This window comes from Terrabacter sp. Soil811 (assembly GCF_001429655.1).
In the GTDB taxonomy this organism is placed as follows: domain Bacteria; phylum Actinomycetota; class Actinomycetes; order Actinomycetales; family Dermatophilaceae; genus Terrabacter.
The window spans coordinates 1,044,773-1,059,868 of record NZ_LMSX01000008.1 but is presented as its reverse complement, the minus strand read 5'-3'; the positions used below and the strand labels follow the sequence as shown (position 1 = coordinate 1,059,868).

Genomic DNA, 15,096 nt, shown 5'->3' with positions numbered 1-15,096 from the left:
CTGCCCTACGGCTTTTGGATGACACCGCACCCCACGTGACTCAGGTCCGCTGCCACCGTCGGGTGAGCCGGGAAGGAATCCGGCCTGCCCTCAGGGGCGTGAGAGGACGAGGTCGACCAGCAGGCCGGGGTGGTCAGTGGTGCCCTGCATGTCGATGACGGAGTGCGTGCGCACCCCGATACCCGGACTCACCACCACACTCTGCAGACCGCCGTCGTCGGTGCGCTGGTAGCCGTTGGGCAAGCATGACTGTGGGCCGGGTGAACCGCGAGCCGCGAGGTTGAGATCTGCGCCGAGGACGATCGGGCGGGCGCCGTTGCGGCGGCTGATCACGGGCAGCGCAGAGCTCAACAGGTACCTGCACTGGTTCAGCGCGATCGTGGCGTCGACGCTGGTGGTGTGCGTGGTGCAGGCGGAGAACCGTGTGGCCAGGTCGATGCAGACCCAGACGCGTTCCTCTGAGTCGTGGGGGTCTTGAACCGGGTAGACGCCGCTGTAGCTGTGGGAGCCAACTACCGGGGGCGAGACCACGACCAGGACGCCGTCGCCGAACTCCTGGCCGTTCTGACAGCGGACCGGTGCATGGGTCTGGCGGTCCTTCGCGGACGTGAACGCCGAGGCGACCGCCCTCACCGGGACGGTGGCCGACATCGCCTGCTCGAGGACGGGCAGGTCATCGCGGCAGACCTCGTTGAGACTGACCATGTCCGGCTGATGCTCGTGGATCAGTGCAACCGCACTGCTGACGGCACGCCCGCCGGAGTAGCAGTCAGCGCGTCCGCTGTTGCAGAGATTCATCTGCAACACGCGCACCGTGGTGTCGTGTCGGCCGATCGTCGGCCGGCTCATGTCGGTCGGGTCGCTCGCCGCGCGACCGGCGTCGCAGGCCGCGAGACAACCGGCGAAGAGCACCGCGAAGCCCGTTGCGGCGGCAGCCCACCGGGGGCTGCGGACGTGCCGGACGCGCATACGGCCATCGAACCCCGGAAGTCGCACGGCGCGCAATCGATGCGGGCATGCACGCAGGCGCAGCGTTGGTCGGCCGCGCGTCGACCTGTTCGACGAACCGGGCGCACGCTCTCGCTTCCCAGCTCGCTGTGACGGCCCCGAGGTACTGTCGGCCCGGCAAGCTGCTTCAGACCGTGGAGGACGCGTGTCGCACAAGGTGCTCGGCTTGGTGATCGCCACCGTACTGGTGGTTCTCAGCGCCTGCGGAGCGGGAGAACCCTTCGCGCCGGTCACCTTCGCCACGGTTCAACCGGCGGAGGTGACCAAGCTGCTGGTGTTCGTCGTCGAGAACCACTCGTTGGACCAGATGCGTGCGGCCATGCCCTACACGGCTGCCCTGGGTCGGGAGTTCGCGATCGCGACGAACTACGAGGCGGTGACCCATCCGTCGCTGCCCAACTACCTGGCGATGACGGGCGGCAGCACGTTCGCCGTCGCTGATGATGCCCCGCCATCCAGCCACACGACCGATCAGCCGTCCGTGTTCGGCCAGGCGCTGGCGATCGGCAAGTCGGCGAAGGTGTACGCCGAGGGAATGCCCGGCAACTGCGCCACGGAGAACTCGGGACGGTACGTCGTGAAGCACAACCCGTGGGCCTACTACCGGAGTGAGCGATCCTCCTGCTCCCGGTACGACGTGCCGGCCGGTGAGCTGGGCAACGACGCCGCCAACGGCCGGCTACCCAACGCCGGTATGGTCATTCCCGATCTGTGCGACAACGCCCACGACTGCGATCTCTCCGTCGCCGACCGTTGGCTCCGGATGCAGATCGAGGCGGTGATGTCGGGTCCGGACTGGCGCGCCGGGCATCTCGCGATCGTGGTCACCGCCGATGAGGATGACCACCGGCAGAACAACCTCGTCCTGACCACCGTTGCCCACCCATCCATGCATGGCGCTGTCGTCACGACGCCGCTGACCCACTACTCGCTCGCCCGTCTCTACAGCGAGATCCTCGCTGCGGAGCCGCTCCGCGAGGCGGCCGGCGCGCCCTCGATGGCCACGGCATTCGGGCTGGATCTCGCCGGCCGTTGAGGGAAGGAACGACGGCGCGCCCCAGGTCCATGCCCTCGACGAAGGGTGCCGAAGTCGGAGTACCTGCCGCCGCAGGGGGCGAGTGACCGCGGCGCCTGCATGTCGAGTCGACGTCAGCGGCTCTCGACGTACCAGGTCTCCTGGACGGTGCGACGCATCGCCAGCCGCTGCCGGGTCTGGGCGACGATGCCGATCAGGGCAAGGGCGAGCAGGGTCAGGTACCAGCCCCAGCCGGCGTGCACCGCCTGTGTGAAGGTGCCCCGGGTGAAGTCGGCGGAGTCGATCGCCCCCACCAGCAGCATCAGACCGGCGACGACGCTGACGGCCCCGGCGATCGAGCTGACGACAGCCAGCACGATCATCGGGAGGTTGCCGATGACCGCCACCAGTCCGAGCACCGCTCCGACTGCGATGCCCACCAGGACGGCAACCCAGTTCCAGTCGATGCCCAGGGCGACGACGAGGCCCGAACCGATCGCGAAGCCGAAGGCCGCCATGGCGAGAACGACCGCCACCGCGAAGTAGAGGTACGCGAGGAGAGCGAAGATCAGGGCGCACACGAATCCCGCCACCCAACCGAGCACCGTGCCGAGGACACGCTCATCGGCAAGTCCCGCGAAAAGCCCTGCCCCGAAGGCAAACCCGGCGAAGAAGCCCCAGATGGGGAGGACCAGACGCAGCGCCAGCTGTCCGGCGAAGAGCATGAAGCCGCCGGCAACGATCGCGAAAAGGCCAAGCATGATGTCTGCCATGCCCCACTGTAGGGCTCCCGGCGTTCGGTCCGGACGTGAACGGCGCACCTCGCGACCACGTGCTCCGTCGTGCAGCGCTGGACGTCGCCACGTGCGGCCCCGCCCGATCCCCGACGTCGGTGCACCTAAACATCACGCTCGCCGCCGCCGCCTCGCTACTCTCGTCGTAGACGCGGGATGGCCGGCCGCGAGGCCGGCCTGGAGCCGGACCCCGCCGCGGACCTGCGGAGGGCGTCGGGTGAGGGAGTGGTGAGATGAGCGCGAGGAACACGCGGTCGATGACGTTCCGGGCGAGCGGCGGCGAGGCGGTCACGGCCCTCGAGGAGGCAGCGCGCCGCTCCGGGATGCAGCACCTCTCCTCGGATGCTGCGACCGGCGTCTTCGTCTTCACCGCGGGGCGGATGGTGCTTGCGTTCGGAGAGAAGGTCACGGCCCGAATCCGCGAGGTCGCTCCCGGCACCGTGCAGGTGACCCTGTCCTCGAACCTGCAGTTCGGGCTGGGGAACATCGGGCGCAATGGTGCGAGCCGGGACCGCATGGGTGACGCCCTTGCGCAGCTCCTCCCTCCGGCCGCATAGGCGGGACGTGGCGGCGTCGTGCTCGGCTGACCGTGCCGGTGCGTGGTCGTCATCCCTCGTGCGACGTGGTCAGACCTCGGGCAGGGCTCCGGTCTCGAGGAGGTCGGTCGCCACCTGCGCGAGCTTGCGGTTGGTGTGCTGGCTCGCCTCGCGCAGCATCTGGAGGGCCTCGTCGGGCAGGATGCGGTGACGCTCGACGAGAATGCCGATCGCGGCCCCGATGGTCCGGCTGTGCTCCAGGGCCGCCTGCAGCTGGACGGCGCGGTCGTCGCTGCGAGCCGCCTCCACGGCGATGGCGGCATGCTCGGCGACGAGAGTCGCCCGCGCGACCGACGACTCGTCGAACGAGTGGGGCGTGGCGCTGTAGAGGGTGAGCACGCCGAGAGTCGCGTCGTGGAAGCGCAGCGGGACCGACAGCACCGCCCGGATGGGCGTGCGTGCGACGAGCTGCGTGGCGTATGCCGTGAACCTGCACTCGTGCGCGAGGTCGTCGCACCGCACGGTCTCGCCGGCCTCGAAAGCGGCCAGGCCCGGGCTGTCGCCTGCCTCGGCCGCGGCCACGGCCACTCTCTCCATGAGCGCATCGTCGGTCGAGTCGGCCAGTCGGGCACGTCGACGCGTGAAGCGTTCCGCGACGGCGACGGCCGCCCAGTCGCAGGGCACGAGGTCGACCGACCTCGTGGCGATCTCGTGGAGGGTGGGCAGCACTCCGGGTGTCTCGGCCAGGACCCGGGCCAGGGTCGTGACGACATTCGCGGCATCCAGACCGGAAACGTCGCCCACCATCGTGTCGGGGCGGTGCGTGGTCATAGGTGCATGATGGCACCGCGCCGGCCCGATCGGGAGGTCACGGACCTCCGCTCTCGCCGCCTTCACCGATCACCATGAGCGCCAGGGCCACCACCGGTATGCCGGCCCGCGCGGCGGCCTCGTAGAGCTTGCTCTCGGCGACCTCCGGGGACACCCCTTGGGCGTCGACGAGGACTCCCACCGCGACACGCACCGTCTCGACCTCCTCGAGGCGTCGGGGCGCGTCGGTGGCCTCGACCCGGCTCCGGAAGCTGAGGTCGGCGTTCGTCACCGCGCCTCCCGCCCAACCGCCGACGAGCGCCGCGACCTCGTCATGACGGCCCACGAAGGTGTCGGTGCCGCTGCCGTAGAGGTTGACGCCGCCGATGACGCGTGACGCGTCGAGGACGGGGAGAGACAGGGTGCTGCGGATCCCCACAGCAGCGCCGGCTTGGGCGAAGAGCTGCCAGCGACCCTCGTCGAGGAGCTCGCGGTGGTCGACGGCGACGACCTCACCGCTACGGGCCGCCTGCTGGCAGGGACCGTCGTCGACGTACTGCACCCCGTCGAGCCACGCGGCCTCGAGGCTGCTCGACACGTAGGTCAGCGTGACGTCGTGGCGGGCGATGCCGATGCTGAACGCGACGATGGACGGCACCACGGCCGTGAGGCTCTCGGTCACCCTGGCCAGCTGGTCGGCGATGTCGATCTCTCCACGCAGTGCCATCCGTCGCAGCGCGTCACGGGTCTGGGGTATCGGCTCCACGCAGCGGACATACCCGCCAGCGCGCCACGGACTCGGCCGGCCGCATGTCGGGCTGGGTCCTCAGCCGGTGAGTGAACCCTGGGCAACCAGCGCCCCGAGGTAGTCGGCGAAGCCGCCGGGCGTGCGTCCCTGCGTGCGGCCCGAGGTGCGCACGTGTACTGACGAGCTGGCGAGACAGGCGGCTCCGGACGCACGGATGCGCTCGACCAGACCTACGTCCTCATGGACCGCGAGCGGCTCGAAGCCCCCGGCCGCCAGGTAGGCAGAGAGCCGGACGCCGAGGTTGGCGCCGTGGACGTGCGGGTGACCATCACGCAGCTGGTGCAGGGCGTGCCACCGGTTGAGGGATTCTGCGTCGAGCTCGTCGTCGGGTTGCACGGTGCCGGTCACGAGATCGAGGCCGGCATCGGCGAGCATGACCTGCCGGACGAGCCAGTCGGGCGGGACCACGCAGTCGGCGTCCGTGCCGGCCAGCCAGTGATGATCGGTGTCCGGCTCCGCGACGTCGGCCGTCGCGACCACGACGCCGTGGGCGCGAGCGGCACCGACGCACCGACGGTCGACCTCGACGACGGTGACGTCGCGGTGCCGGGCGGCGACCTCGCGTGAGCGGTCGACGCAGGCGTCGAGCACGAGGACGACGCGTGCGTGGACGCCGGGTCGGGACCGGTGCAGCTCCGCGACGGCGTCGTCGATCGAGCCCAGGGCACGGGGGAGCAGGGCCTCCTCGTCGTTGGCCGGGACGATCACGTGCACGTGGGTCAGGGGGCGGGGGAGGTGGGCCGTCATGGCGAGCCGGCCCGGTGCGCCGAGGACCTCGACATCACATCGAGCCGAAAGTCCCTCTCGAGGTGTGTGGCCACGACGGGCAGGGCGGACGAGCGGGTCCACAGCTCGTGGACCCGCAGGCCGTCGAGCGGCCAGCCCCGCACGGGATGCCGCCAGTGGCACAGCACGAGCGCGCCGTCGTCCGCGAGGGACGCGTCGACCCGTGTCACGAGCCGTCCCAGCCGCGCCGGACTGAGGAAGTACCCGACCTCCGAGACGACGACGAGGTCGAAGGGGCCGTCGGGCCAGTCCTCGGGGACGCTGCCGGGCACGACCTCGACGTGGTCGAGCCCTCGCAACGAGGACCGCGCGGCTTCGACGGCGGCCCCGCTCTCGTCGACGACGACGAGCCGGTCGCACCGTGTCGCGAGGTCCTCCGCGAGCGCCCCGACGGACCCACCTACTTCCAGCGCGCGGCCGTAACGTTCGTGCGGGAGGGCCGCCAGGGTGACGGCCCGCTTGCGCTGCTCGTACCAGCTCGTGCGCACCTGCCACGGGTCGCTGGACGAGTCATGCAGCTCGTCGAGGCTGTCGTCCGTCGGCAGGTCCAGCCGGAGGAAGACCTCGAAGGGCCGCGCGAAGTGGGCGAGCATGTCCTCGTGGAGGACGGCCTCGTCCCCGGGCTCGTCGGAGACCGGAGCCACCTGGGTGCGGTGCAGCGCCACGGCCTCCTGCTTCGTCGCCTGCACGTCGGCGTCGAGGGTGAGGGCGTGGAGGTCCGCCCACGGCGCGTGCTCGGGCTGGCACCAGTGCCACAGCCACAGGGGGTACTCCCAGAGCACCGCGTCGGTACGCCGGCACGCCACTCCAGCGGCCCGCCCGGCCGCGTCGTGGTCGGCGTGGCCGTCGTGCCGCCACGGCGCGACGACGACGGTGTCGCCGCCGCGCTCGCCGATGACGTCGACGAGGCCCGTGACGGTCTCGGCGGTGCAGGCGGCCAGGCGGCCGTCCGGCAGACCGAGCCGCTCGAGCGTCGCGGACGGCGCGAGTCGAGCCAGCGCGGCGCGGGACTCCTCGACCCGGAGAGTGGCCAGGTCGCGGCTGGACACGGTGGGGGAACCGGGGTGCGACGCCTCACCGTCGCTGAGCAGCACGACCGTCACCTCGAGTCCGGCTCGTGCTGCAATCGACATGAGTCCGCCCGTAGCGAGCGTCTCGTCGTCGGGGTGCGCAGCGACGACGACGAGGCGGCCATGCCCTGAGAGCAGAGCGTCTGCGGGCCTGAGGTCGGCCCACTCGGGTCGCTCGCGCCACCGGCTCTCCGCCGTGCCCCGCTCGGAGTGCGTGAAGGGCCGCGCGCGGGTCACCACGGTCGGCCGTCGGTGCCGCTGCCGCCGTCGAGGACGGGACGCTCGAGGACATGCCGGCCGAGGGCAGCCTCGTCGCGCTCGGCATGCTCCTGACGCAGGTAGAGCTGCAGGTCCGCGACGCGCGCGGCGTGGTCGTCGTCGAGCGCCAGGGGTGCCGGTCCGGTCGCATGGCCGACGCGCTCGACCACGGACTCCGCGGCACGTGCCACGACGTGGCGCACGCGCAGGGCGAGTCGTGCGCCTTCCTCACCCGTCGCGCGGCCGTCGTCGACCCGGGCAGCCGCGTCGTCGAGGCAGGTCCGAGCCGCCCAGAGCCCGGCGTCGACCGCCCCCACGTGCATCTGCGCGATCTGGTCGGGCTCCCGTCCGCCGCGGAGCAGGCGGCGGGCCACGCCCACCGCGCCGCCGTACCAGATGGCTGCCACGCCCATGCCGCCCCAGGCGAACCCGGGGCGCTCGAGGTACCAACCCGTCGGACCGACCGGGACCGCCTCGGCGCCGTCGAAGTCGACCGGACCGCTGGGCACGGCGGTCAGACCCCGGGCGAACCACGCCGAGGGCTGGACGGTCACGCCGTTCGACGGACCCAGGCGGACGGCATACAGCCGCCGGGTGGTGTCGCTGTCCCAGGCGGTGACGAGGGCGTGCGACAGCGATCCGGCCAGCGAGCACCACGGCTTCGTCCCGTGTAGTCGGACGGCGGCGCGGCCCGTGTCGTCGCGCGCCTCGAGACGGACACCGGGCCCCTCCGCGGCGAAGACTCCCCACGAGGCGCCGTCGGGGACTGGCGTGGCGACGGCGTACCCGGCCGACCGGGCCTCAGCGAGGATCGCCAGGGCATCGAGGTGTGGTTCGAGGGTGCGGGCCGCCGTCAGGTCCACGGCCGCGACGGACGCCAGCGACTCCCACAGGATGCGGGTCGAGCCCGAGCCCGGAAGCGGGAAGGCGTCGGGCCGCGCCCGCACGAGCTCGGTCGTCGCCACGGGGTCGTGACTGTGGCGAAGCCGGAGCCGTAGGTCGTCGACGAGGGCCTCGAGCCGCGACGGCGGTGTCGCCTCGTCGGTCAGCCGCACCGCCCCGGTCACCGGACGGACCGGGGAGCGGGCGTGGCGGGACGGCATGCGGTTCGGCTCACGGGGGGCACATACCCAGCGGTGACGGGACGCCGCGGCGGTGCCCGTCGAGGTTCGTCCGGTTCACCCGGTTCGCCCCGTTAGCCCGGTCGGTCGCGCGGCTGACATCGATGTGGCGAGGCAGGCCGGTCAGCCCTCAGAGCTGGGTGTCGAGGTAGCGCTGGAGTGCGGCGACGGTGCGGGTGTTCCACGTCGTCGCGCCGTCGAGATAGAGGCCGAGGTAGCTCTGCAGGGCAGCCATCGAGTGCGGGCCCCAGACGCCCACGACAGGTGCACCGATCCGGACCTGCAGAGCGCGGATCGTCGCGCCGTCGAAGACGCCGGTCTGTGAGATGCCCAGCCAGCGCTGCAGGGCCGTCTTCGTCAGTGGGCCGAAGTATCCCGTGACCGGGAGCCGCGGCGCGAGCAGGCCGTACTGCGCCTTGACCGTCAGGACGCGCATCACCGCTGCCTGGACACGAGCGCGGAACACGCTGTCGGAGGCGGCCCGTGCGGTGACAGCAGCGACCATCGCCGGAACGACGTAGGGGTTGCCGGTCAGCACGACGTCACCGCCCGCGTTGATGAACCCGACGGCACGGGCCCCGGGCGACCACGCGGCCACCTGCTTGGCGTTTCCCAGGTCGTCACTGATGACGACGCCCGTGAAGCCCAGGTCGCCGCGGATCATGCCCCGGATCACCGTGGACGAGAAGACCGCCGGGTGCGACGCGTCGATGCGGGAGTAGTAGGCCGATGACACCATCAGCAGATGCGCACCGGCGCTGATCGCCGCTCGGAACGGCGTGATGTCGGTGGACGTGCGGGTGGTCACCGTGTCGGTCACTCCCGCCGTCGTGTCGGTGTTTCCGGTTACCCGTCCGAGCCCGGGGAAGTGCTTGGCCGTCATCGCGAGACCGGATGCTCTCATGCCCTTGACGAAGGTCGTGCCCTTGTCGACGACGACGGTCTGGGTGTACCCGTACTCCCGCTGGTAGAAGCCGATGGGCTTGTTGAGGCTCGCGAAGCTCTTGGCGACCGTATCCATCACCGGTGCGAGGTCGACGTCGACGCCCGAGCGCATCACCTGCGTGCCCCACGTCCTGGCGTATGCCGTGAGCGACGTGTCGGACCAGGAGCCCTGCGTCAGCGCGGTCGGCATGCGCGAGAAGCCCGGCCCCTGGAGGACCTGCACGTATCCGCCCTCCTGGTCGGAGGCGATGAACAGCGGCACTCCTGCCGTCGCCGCGGTCGTCGTCACGGTGTCGGCTCGTCCCGTGAGGTACCGCACCGGCGGGGCGCCCGCGGTCGTGCGGCCCGTGAGGATGAGGTTGCCGACGTGGTACCGGCTGATCGCCGTCGTCGTGGCCGAACCCAGCCCCGTCACGGCACCTCCGACCATGAAGAGCTGCCCGACGCGCTGTGCCGCCGTCATCCGGTTGTAGACGGCCTGGGCCTGGGCACCCGGGCTCAGAGTGGTGGCGACGGTGCCCGCGGACACGACGAGTGGAGGGGCCGAGCCTGCCGGACGGGCGGAGGCAAGCGTCGCTGCGGGGAGGGCGAGCACGACGACGGCGATGGGAGCGAGAGCGGCGGCGCACGCTGTGGGCACGCGCGGGAAGCAGGAACGCATGGCGATCCACCTACCATTCAAGGGAACTGCGCGCGACGCCCTTTCAGTGTAGGCCTCGGCGCTGAGGGCGTCGGTCACGTCGCAGGGGAATGCCGGACCGCAGGCCGCCGCGGCCACGGTTCAGGCCGAGGGTCAGGTGAGGAAGCTCCGCAGCGCCGCGACAACCTCGTCGCGGCGGTCGATGAACACGTAGTGGCTGGCGTGGAGCTCGATGACGTGAGCATCCGCGGTCTCCGCTGCGAAGCGGTCACGGCACGCGGCCCGCCAGATCGCGTCGGGTCCCTGCCACTGGTCCCCGAGGGCGTAGATGGCGAGCGCGGGAGCGGTGATGTCGGAGTAGGGGTGCCGGAACGCCCTGAGGGCCCGGACGAACGGGGCCGAGGCCGCCGTCGAGAACGTGTCGACCACGGACCCGTCCGCGAGGGTGTCCACGGAGGCGCGCATCATCGCGTCGAGAGCAGGTCCACGGATGTCGTCCGGGAGCAGGGAGTGCACGAAGCCGACGTAGTCCTCGTACGAGGCGAACCGGTCCGGGCTCGCTGCCTCCTCCGGCCACTCGACCGTCGGGCTGTCGGCCCAGTCGTAGGCCCCGTCGAGGTAGACGACTCCGGCCACGCGTTCGGGATGTCGAGCGGCGAGGGCCGAGACCTCACCTCCTCCCATCGAGTGCCCCACGACGTGGGCCCGCTCGATGTCCAGGGCGTCGAGGAGGCGGCGCGCGTCCTCGGCGGCGTCTGCAAGCGCGAAGCCGCTCTGGACCCGGTCGGTCAGGCCGTGCCCACGCCGGGTCAGGGCGACCACCCGGAACCGGTCGCCCAGGTGGGGGGCCAGCTCCGAGAACACGTGGGCGGTGCAGCCCAGACCGGCCAGCATCAACAGCGGGTCTCCGTCGCCGCCCCAGTCCAGGTAGTGGAAGCGGACACCGTCGAGGACGACGAACTCGTCGGGGGGTATCTCGATGGGACCCGGCACCCGGTGACGGTATCGCGACGAGCCGACACGCAGGACGCTCCTGAAGTGGGCACCGGGCGCGACAGCATGGAGGCCGGCACGTTCGTGGCTCACGCCCGGGCATGGGCGGGTGCCGGCGCCGATTCGACGCGCGCGGTCCCTGCGCGGGTATGGATACCGGAGGAGGGGCACCGCACCCGGACTTGCGGGACCCTCCACGAGCAGACCGACAGGGCCGACCCCCCAGAAAGGTGTTCGAAGGTGGACGTGGACACGATCCGGATCCCGTGCTTGACCGAGGGTTGCGAGGGCGAGATCCATGCCGCGAGGGAGCTGGACGAGGACGGAACCCGATGGAGGATCGTCTGGTTCGAGGGGGTGCCGGTGGTCCTGTGCTCCCGCGGTTGCCGGCCGCCGGAGGACCTCGTCGGCCTCATCGATCCCGAGGTTCGCGCTGCCTGATCTCCAGCGGTCCTCACTCCGGCGAGACCGTCACCGAGGAGAAGAGGTTGAGCCCGAGCCGTTCCGCGAGGTACTTGGTGACCAGCTGCCCGCGCACGCTGTTGCCCGCCACGTCCAGGGGAGGGGAGAACGTCGCCAGGCCGCCCTTGCCTGGTGCGACGGTGACGATGCCGCCGCTGACCCCGCTCTTGCCCGGGACCCCGACCTCGTAGAGCCAGTCGCCGGACAGTTCGTACAGGCCCGCTGTGGCCATCACCGCCAGGACGCGCCGGCACACGCCCCGCCCGACGACCGTCCTTCCGGTCACCGGGTTCACGCCGCCGTTGGCCAGCGTGGACGCCATGACCGCAAGGTCGTGGACGCTCACGTCGAGAGAGCACTGGCGCGTGTAGATGTCGGTGGCCTCGTCCGGGTCGAAGTAGAGACGGCCGTAGCTCTGCAGCAGGTGGGCGATGCCCTGGTTGCGCAGGTTGGTGGCGGACTCCGAGGCGTAGACCCTCTCGTTCAGGCTCAGCTCACGGCCGGCGAAGCCTGACAGGCCCTCCCTGACCCGGTCCCACTTCTCCTCCGCCGTGCTCCCCGGCACCAGACTCGTCGCTGCGATCGCACCCGCGTTGACCAACGGGTTCATCGTGCGGTCCAGGTTGAGCTCCACCGCCACGAGGGAGTCGAAGGGGAAGCCGGTGCTGTTGACCCCGAGGAGGCGACGCGCGTCGACGTCTCCGACCGCCTCGCAGACCAGCGCGAAGACGAACGGTTTGGACACGCTCTGGATCGAGAACGTCCTCTCGACGTCGCCGATCTCGAACGACCTCCCTCGTGCTCCCACCACGGAGATGCCGAACCAGTCCGGCGACGCCTCGGCCAGGACCGGGATGTAGTCGGCGACGGCACCCTCCCGGTTCGCCCGATACCGCTCGTACGCCTCGGTGACGGCGCCGATCACCTCGTCCGGTTCTGGGAGCTCTCCGGTCGAGATCGACGACCTGACCGCTTCCTCGTCGAACGGCAGCCGCTCATGCATCGACAGCCTGGTCATCGCGTGCCTCCCGTGCTGGTCGTCCGCGGCCCATGACATGCCTCCGGCACCTCACGCGCCCACCGACAAACGTTGTACAGACGCTCTACGACGACGCTCGGGTCCGGTAGACATGGTCCCATGTCAGCCGACGAGTCCTGGTCGAGCGACCCGAGGTTGGACCCCTACCGGAATGCCGTCTGGGCGCTCAGCCTCGATGGACAGACCCAGGCGCACCTGATCACTCGCGTGACCTACGGCGAGGCCCTTCCGCGCCGGCGCCAGGTCCACGACCAACACGACCTCCCTGCCCTTCAGGACCCGCAGGAGTCGCTGTGGAGCAAGGTGTGCTGGCGCGACGGACGCCAGGAGCGACCCGAGGAAGATCGCGGACCCGACTGGTACACCGTTCACGACCTGGCGAAGGGCGCGTTCGAGAGCGAGAGCCGTCCCGGCCTGGTCTTCGATGTCACGCCGGTGCACGGCCCGCTCCGTGACCGGCTCTGGAGCGTCTTCGGTCCGCCCTGACGATCACCCCGACGCCCTCTACATGCCCGTCTGGGCCTCGAGGCGCCCGGATCGGACTGCCGCCACGAGGGCCTCGTAGTCACGTTCGTTCTGATCGGCGTAGGACGAGGCGAAGTCGGCGATCGCGCGGTCGAAGGTGTCGCTCGTGCCGAGGTAGGCCGCGATCGCGATGCGGTCACCCGAGCGGGCGTGTGCTCGGGCCAGTGTCGCCCCGCAGATCCGGGCGTAGGCGGTCATGACGCCGGAGCTCATGGTGTCGACGTCGGCCGAGCCCTTCCAGTCGCGCAGCTGACGCAGGTAGAAGTCACGCACCTGACCGTCGAACCCGTGGACCCGCTGCCACCCGAGGAAGATGTCGCTGGCCGCCTGCATGAGCCGCTGGCCGGCGACCACGCGCTGGCCGTGGTTGGCATACCGGCTCGCCCCGACGAACCTCTCGAGGACGGACTCCTGGGCCTCCTTGGCCTGCAGGAACAGCGGGTCCTGCCCGTCCCGGCCGAGCAGGAGGATGATCCAGGCCCGGGTGCCGACGCTCCCGACCCCGACGACCTTGCGGGCGGCGTGGACGTATTCGAAGGACTCGAGCAGCTCGCGCCGATCGGTCTCCAGGGTGCGGCGGTACGACCTGATGAGAGCGCGGAGCTCACCCTCGACGTCGTCATGCCCCGTGCCCGCCGCCAGCTCCTCGATCGGCACGATGAGGGGCGCGTCGGAGATGATCCGACGCTCACCGTCGACGTCATGGGTCAGCTTGGTGAAGGCCTGCATGCTGTCCCGGGTGCGGGCCTTGGCCGCGTTGGCCTGTGCCTTGGCCTGCTGCTTCTTCGTGATGCTGGACTTCAGCAGCTCGAACACCGTGTCGACCTCGATGTGGGCGTACCAGACGTCGAGGTTGCGCGCGGCCGCGAACAGCTGCATCCGGGCGCGGTACTCGGCGACGCAGGACCTGACCACGTCCCGGCGGTCCGCCGCCGAGAAGCCCCGATCGCGACCGGCGATCTCGAAGCTCGCCGCGAGCCGCTTGACGTCCCACTCCCACGGGCCCGGAAGCGTCTCGTCGAAGTCGTTCATGTCGAAGAGGAGGCGCCGCTCGGGGGAGGCGAACACCCCGAAGTTCGACAGGTGCGCGTCGCCGCAGATCTGGGAGATGAATCCCGACCGTGGGGTCGCGGCGAGGTCGCTGGCCATGATGAGCGCCGCGCCGCGGTAGAACGTGAACGGAGAGACGAGCATCCGTCCGTAGCGCAGCGGGACGAGCTCCGGGACCCGGCTCGTCGCCTGCTCCTCGAGCAGCGCGACGGGGTCGGGCCGGTCCGTCGACGGCTCCCACGACCCGTGGCTGCGCCTCGGTGTCTCGTTGCGGGCGGCCCTGCCCCGGGTCACGCGCTGGTCCGGGGTCAGGTGGGCCACCTTCCGGGTCGCCGTCCCCGCTCGCGCCCCGGATGTCGTCGCCGACTGGCTCTCGTTGCTCACAGTCTCTCCTCAGGGTGGACGCCTCGCGACGTGGCGCGTGGTGCGCTCTCCTCGACGCTCGCACCACCGGACAGTGCACGCATCACCTCGGCAGGGCGATGTCTCGGCGGACGCGGCCTTGCGGATCGGGGTCCACGCGTCGATCCTTGGCGCGTGGACGGCACCGAGCGGTCGCGAAGACCGACCGACGCGACGGTCGAGGTCTGGGTGCGCGAGTCGACGTCCGGGGCATGGGTGCCGCCCGATTCTGCGGCCATCGCCGCCTGGCTCGACGAGCACGAGCGCGCGCGGTGGGCGCGCCTGGCCGACCGACGCGACGCGGCGGCATACCTGCTGCTCCACGCCATGGCCCGCCGGGAGGTCGGCCGGATCCTGGGCCGACCACCGGAGTCACTGCGCTTCGACCGCACGTGCCCCGACTGCGACCGGCAGCACGGCGCCCCACGCCTGCTCGACGACCCGGGGCTGCACCTGTCGCTGAGCCGCACCCGCACGGTCGTCGCGCTCGCACTGAGCCGGCACGGACCTGTCGGCGTCGACATCGAGCCCGTCGACGCCGTGGGGTTCGGTGGCTACGGCGACGTGGCGCTCCACCCCGGCGAACGAGCCCGCGGCACAGAGGAACTCCCGGACATCACGACCTGGGTGCGCAAGGAGGCCGCCCTCAAGGCGCTCGGGGTCGGTCTCCGCATCGACCCCACGACCTTCGCGGCGCCCGCGCCGGGCGTCCCCACCGACGTCGTCCCGGGCATGCCGTCGGTCACGGTCGCCGACCTCGACGTGCCGAGGGCGTATGCCGCCGCCGTCGCTCTCGAGGCCGCCGCGGGAGCGCTGGCGGTACGCGCCCACTGA

The 15,096-nt window shown here is 71.1% G+C and carries 16 protein-coding genes; 5 read left to right on the top strand and 11 right to left on the bottom strand.

Features of this window, described 5'->3' with window-relative positions:
- Positions 1 to 90 precede the first annotated feature (90 nt).
- Positions 91 to 912, bottom strand: a complete 822-nt coding sequence (locus ASH01_RS15310; RefSeq protein ID WP_156415587.1) for an endonuclease/exonuclease/phosphatase family protein — start codon at positions 910 to 912, stop codon at positions 91 to 93.
- Between the two features lie 241 nt (positions 913 to 1,153).
- On the opposite strand from ASH01_RS15310, the gene ASH01_RS23060 reads away from it, so the two are divergent.
- On the top strand, positions 1,154 to 2,044 hold the full coding sequence (locus ASH01_RS23060) for an alkaline phosphatase family protein (protein WP_056777386.1): 891 nt from the start codon (positions 1,154 to 1,156) through the stop codon (positions 2,042 to 2,044).
- A gap of 113 nt (positions 2,045 to 2,157) precedes the next feature.
- Here ASH01_RS23060 and ASH01_RS15300 read toward each other — a convergent pair whose 3' ends face one another.
- Positions 2,158 to 2,796 carry a hypothetical protein gene (locus ASH01_RS15300; protein ID WP_056777383.1) on the bottom strand — a complete coding sequence of 213 codons (639 nt, stop codon included), beginning with the start codon at positions 2,794 to 2,796 and terminating at the stop codon, positions 2,158 to 2,160.
- Between the two features lie 254 nt (positions 2,797 to 3,050).
- On the opposite strand from ASH01_RS15300, the gene ASH01_RS15295 reads away from it, so the two are divergent.
- Complete coding sequence (locus tag ASH01_RS15295; protein ID WP_056777381.1) at positions 3,051 to 3,374, top strand: hypothetical protein; 324 nt, start codon at positions 3,051 to 3,053, stop codon at positions 3,372 to 3,374.
- A gap of 69 nt (positions 3,375 to 3,443) precedes the next feature.
- Here the strand turns inward: ASH01_RS15295 and ASH01_RS15290 are convergent, their stop codons facing one another.
- From ASH01_RS15290 to ASH01_RS15260, 7 genes are all read right to left on the bottom strand, one after another.
- Positions 3,444 to 4,184 carry a GAF and ANTAR domain-containing protein gene (locus tag ASH01_RS15290; protein ID WP_056777377.1) on the bottom strand — a complete coding sequence of 247 codons (741 nt, stop codon included), beginning with the start codon at positions 4,182 to 4,184 and terminating at the stop codon, positions 3,444 to 3,446.
- Positions 4,185 to 4,221: 37 nt separating this feature from the next.
- A complete protein-coding gene (locus ASH01_RS15285) occupies positions 4,222 to 4,929 on the bottom strand; it encodes a GAF domain-containing protein (protein ID WP_156415586.1) in 708 nt (235 codons plus the stop codon).
- Positions 4,930 to 4,989: 60 nt separating this feature from the next.
- A complete protein-coding gene (locus ASH01_RS15280) occupies positions 4,990 to 5,718 on the bottom strand; it encodes a glycosyltransferase (RefSeq protein ID WP_056777372.1) in 729 nt (242 codons plus the stop codon).
- A complete protein-coding gene (locus ASH01_RS15275) occupies positions 5,715 to 7,064 on the bottom strand; it encodes a bifunctional PIG-L family deacetylase/class I SAM-dependent methyltransferase (protein ID WP_268807404.1) in 1,350 nt (449 codons plus the stop codon). The genes ASH01_RS15280 and ASH01_RS15275 overlap by 4 nt, the downstream gene beginning before the upstream one ends.
- Positions 7,061 to 8,188, bottom strand: coding sequence for an acyl-CoA dehydrogenase (locus tag ASH01_RS15270; protein WP_235509622.1), 1,128 nt, complete (start codon positions 8,186 to 8,188; stop codon positions 7,061 to 7,063). Before ASH01_RS15270 ends, ASH01_RS15275 begins: the two co-directional genes overlap by 4 nt.
- A gap of 148 nt (positions 8,189 to 8,336) precedes the next feature.
- The gene (locus tag ASH01_RS15265; protein WP_156415585.1) at positions 8,337 to 9,812 is read right to left on the bottom strand and encodes a glycoside hydrolase family 3 N-terminal domain-containing protein; all 1,476 of its coding nucleotides are present in this window, start codon (positions 9,810 to 9,812) and stop codon (positions 8,337 to 8,339) included.
- Positions 9,813 to 9,944: 132 nt separating this feature from the next.
- Positions 9,945 to 10,784, bottom strand: a complete 840-nt coding sequence (locus tag ASH01_RS15260; RefSeq protein WP_056777364.1) for an alpha/beta fold hydrolase — start codon at positions 10,782 to 10,784, stop codon at positions 9,945 to 9,947.
- A 240-nt stretch (positions 10,785 to 11,024) separates the two neighbouring features.
- On the opposite strand from ASH01_RS15260, the gene ASH01_RS23265 reads away from it, so the two are divergent.
- Positions 11,025 to 11,225: a hypothetical protein gene (locus ASH01_RS23265; protein ID WP_056825303.1), complete on the top strand. Its 201-nt coding sequence runs from the start codon at positions 11,025 to 11,027 to the stop codon at positions 11,223 to 11,225.
- 13 nt (positions 11,226 to 11,238) lie between these two features.
- Here the strand turns inward: ASH01_RS23265 and glsA are convergent, their stop codons facing one another.
- Positions 11,239 to 12,264 carry a glutaminase A gene (glsA, locus tag ASH01_RS15250; protein ID WP_082619867.1) on the bottom strand — a complete coding sequence of 342 codons (1,026 nt, stop codon included), beginning with the start codon at positions 12,262 to 12,264 and terminating at the stop codon, positions 11,239 to 11,241.
- A gap of 120 nt (positions 12,265 to 12,384) precedes the next feature.
- On the opposite strand from glsA, the gene ASH01_RS15245 reads away from it, so the two are divergent.
- Entirely contained in the window at positions 12,385 to 12,771 is a 387-nt protein-coding gene (locus ASH01_RS15245; RefSeq protein WP_056777357.1) for a hypothetical protein, read from the top strand.
- Positions 12,772 to 12,789: 18 nt separating this feature from the next.
- Here the strand turns inward: ASH01_RS15245 and ASH01_RS15240 are convergent, their stop codons facing one another.
- Positions 12,790 to 14,244, bottom strand: a complete 1,455-nt coding sequence (locus ASH01_RS15240; RefSeq protein WP_082619866.1) for a DUF2252 domain-containing protein — start codon at positions 14,242 to 14,244, stop codon at positions 12,790 to 12,792.
- A gap of 153 nt (positions 14,245 to 14,397) precedes the next feature.
- On the opposite strand from ASH01_RS15240, the gene ASH01_RS15235 reads away from it, so the two are divergent.
- Complete coding sequence (locus tag ASH01_RS15235) at positions 14,398 to 15,096, top strand: 4'-phosphopantetheinyl transferase family protein (RefSeq protein ID WP_056777353.1); 699 nt, start codon at positions 14,398 to 14,400, stop codon at positions 15,094 to 15,096.

Bases quoted from the DNA above. Each gene is read 5' to 3' on its own strand.
- ASH01_RS15300 (WP_056777383.1), bottom strand. From the start codon at position 2,796: ATGGCAGACATCATGCTTGGCCTTTTCGCGATCGTTGCCGGCGGCTTC.
- ASH01_RS15295 (WP_056777381.1), top strand. From the start codon at position 3,051: ATGAGCGCGAGGAACACGCGGTCGATGACGTTCCGGGCGAGCGGCGGC.
- ASH01_RS15290 (WP_056777377.1), bottom strand. From the start codon at position 4,184: ATGACCACGCACCGCCCCGACACGATGGTGGGCGACGTTTCCGGTCTG.
- ASH01_RS15280 (WP_056777372.1), bottom strand. From the start codon at position 5,718: ATGACGGCCCACCTCCCCCGCCCCCTGACCCACGTGCACGTGATCGTC.
- ASH01_RS15270 (WP_235509622.1), bottom strand. From the start codon at position 8,188: ATGCCGTCCCGCCACGCCCGCTCCCCGGTCCGTCCGGTGACCGGGGCG.
- ASH01_RS15265 (WP_156415585.1), bottom strand. From the start codon at position 9,812: ATGCGTTCCTGCTTCCCGCGCGTGCCCACAGCGTGCGCCGCCGCTCTC.
- glsA (WP_082619867.1), bottom strand. From the start codon at position 12,264: ATGACCAGGCTGTCGATGCATGAGCGGCTGCCGTTCGACGAGGAAGCG.
- ASH01_RS15245 (WP_056777357.1), top strand. From the start codon at position 12,385: ATGTCAGCCGACGAGTCCTGGTCGAGCGACCCGAGGTTGGACCCCTAC.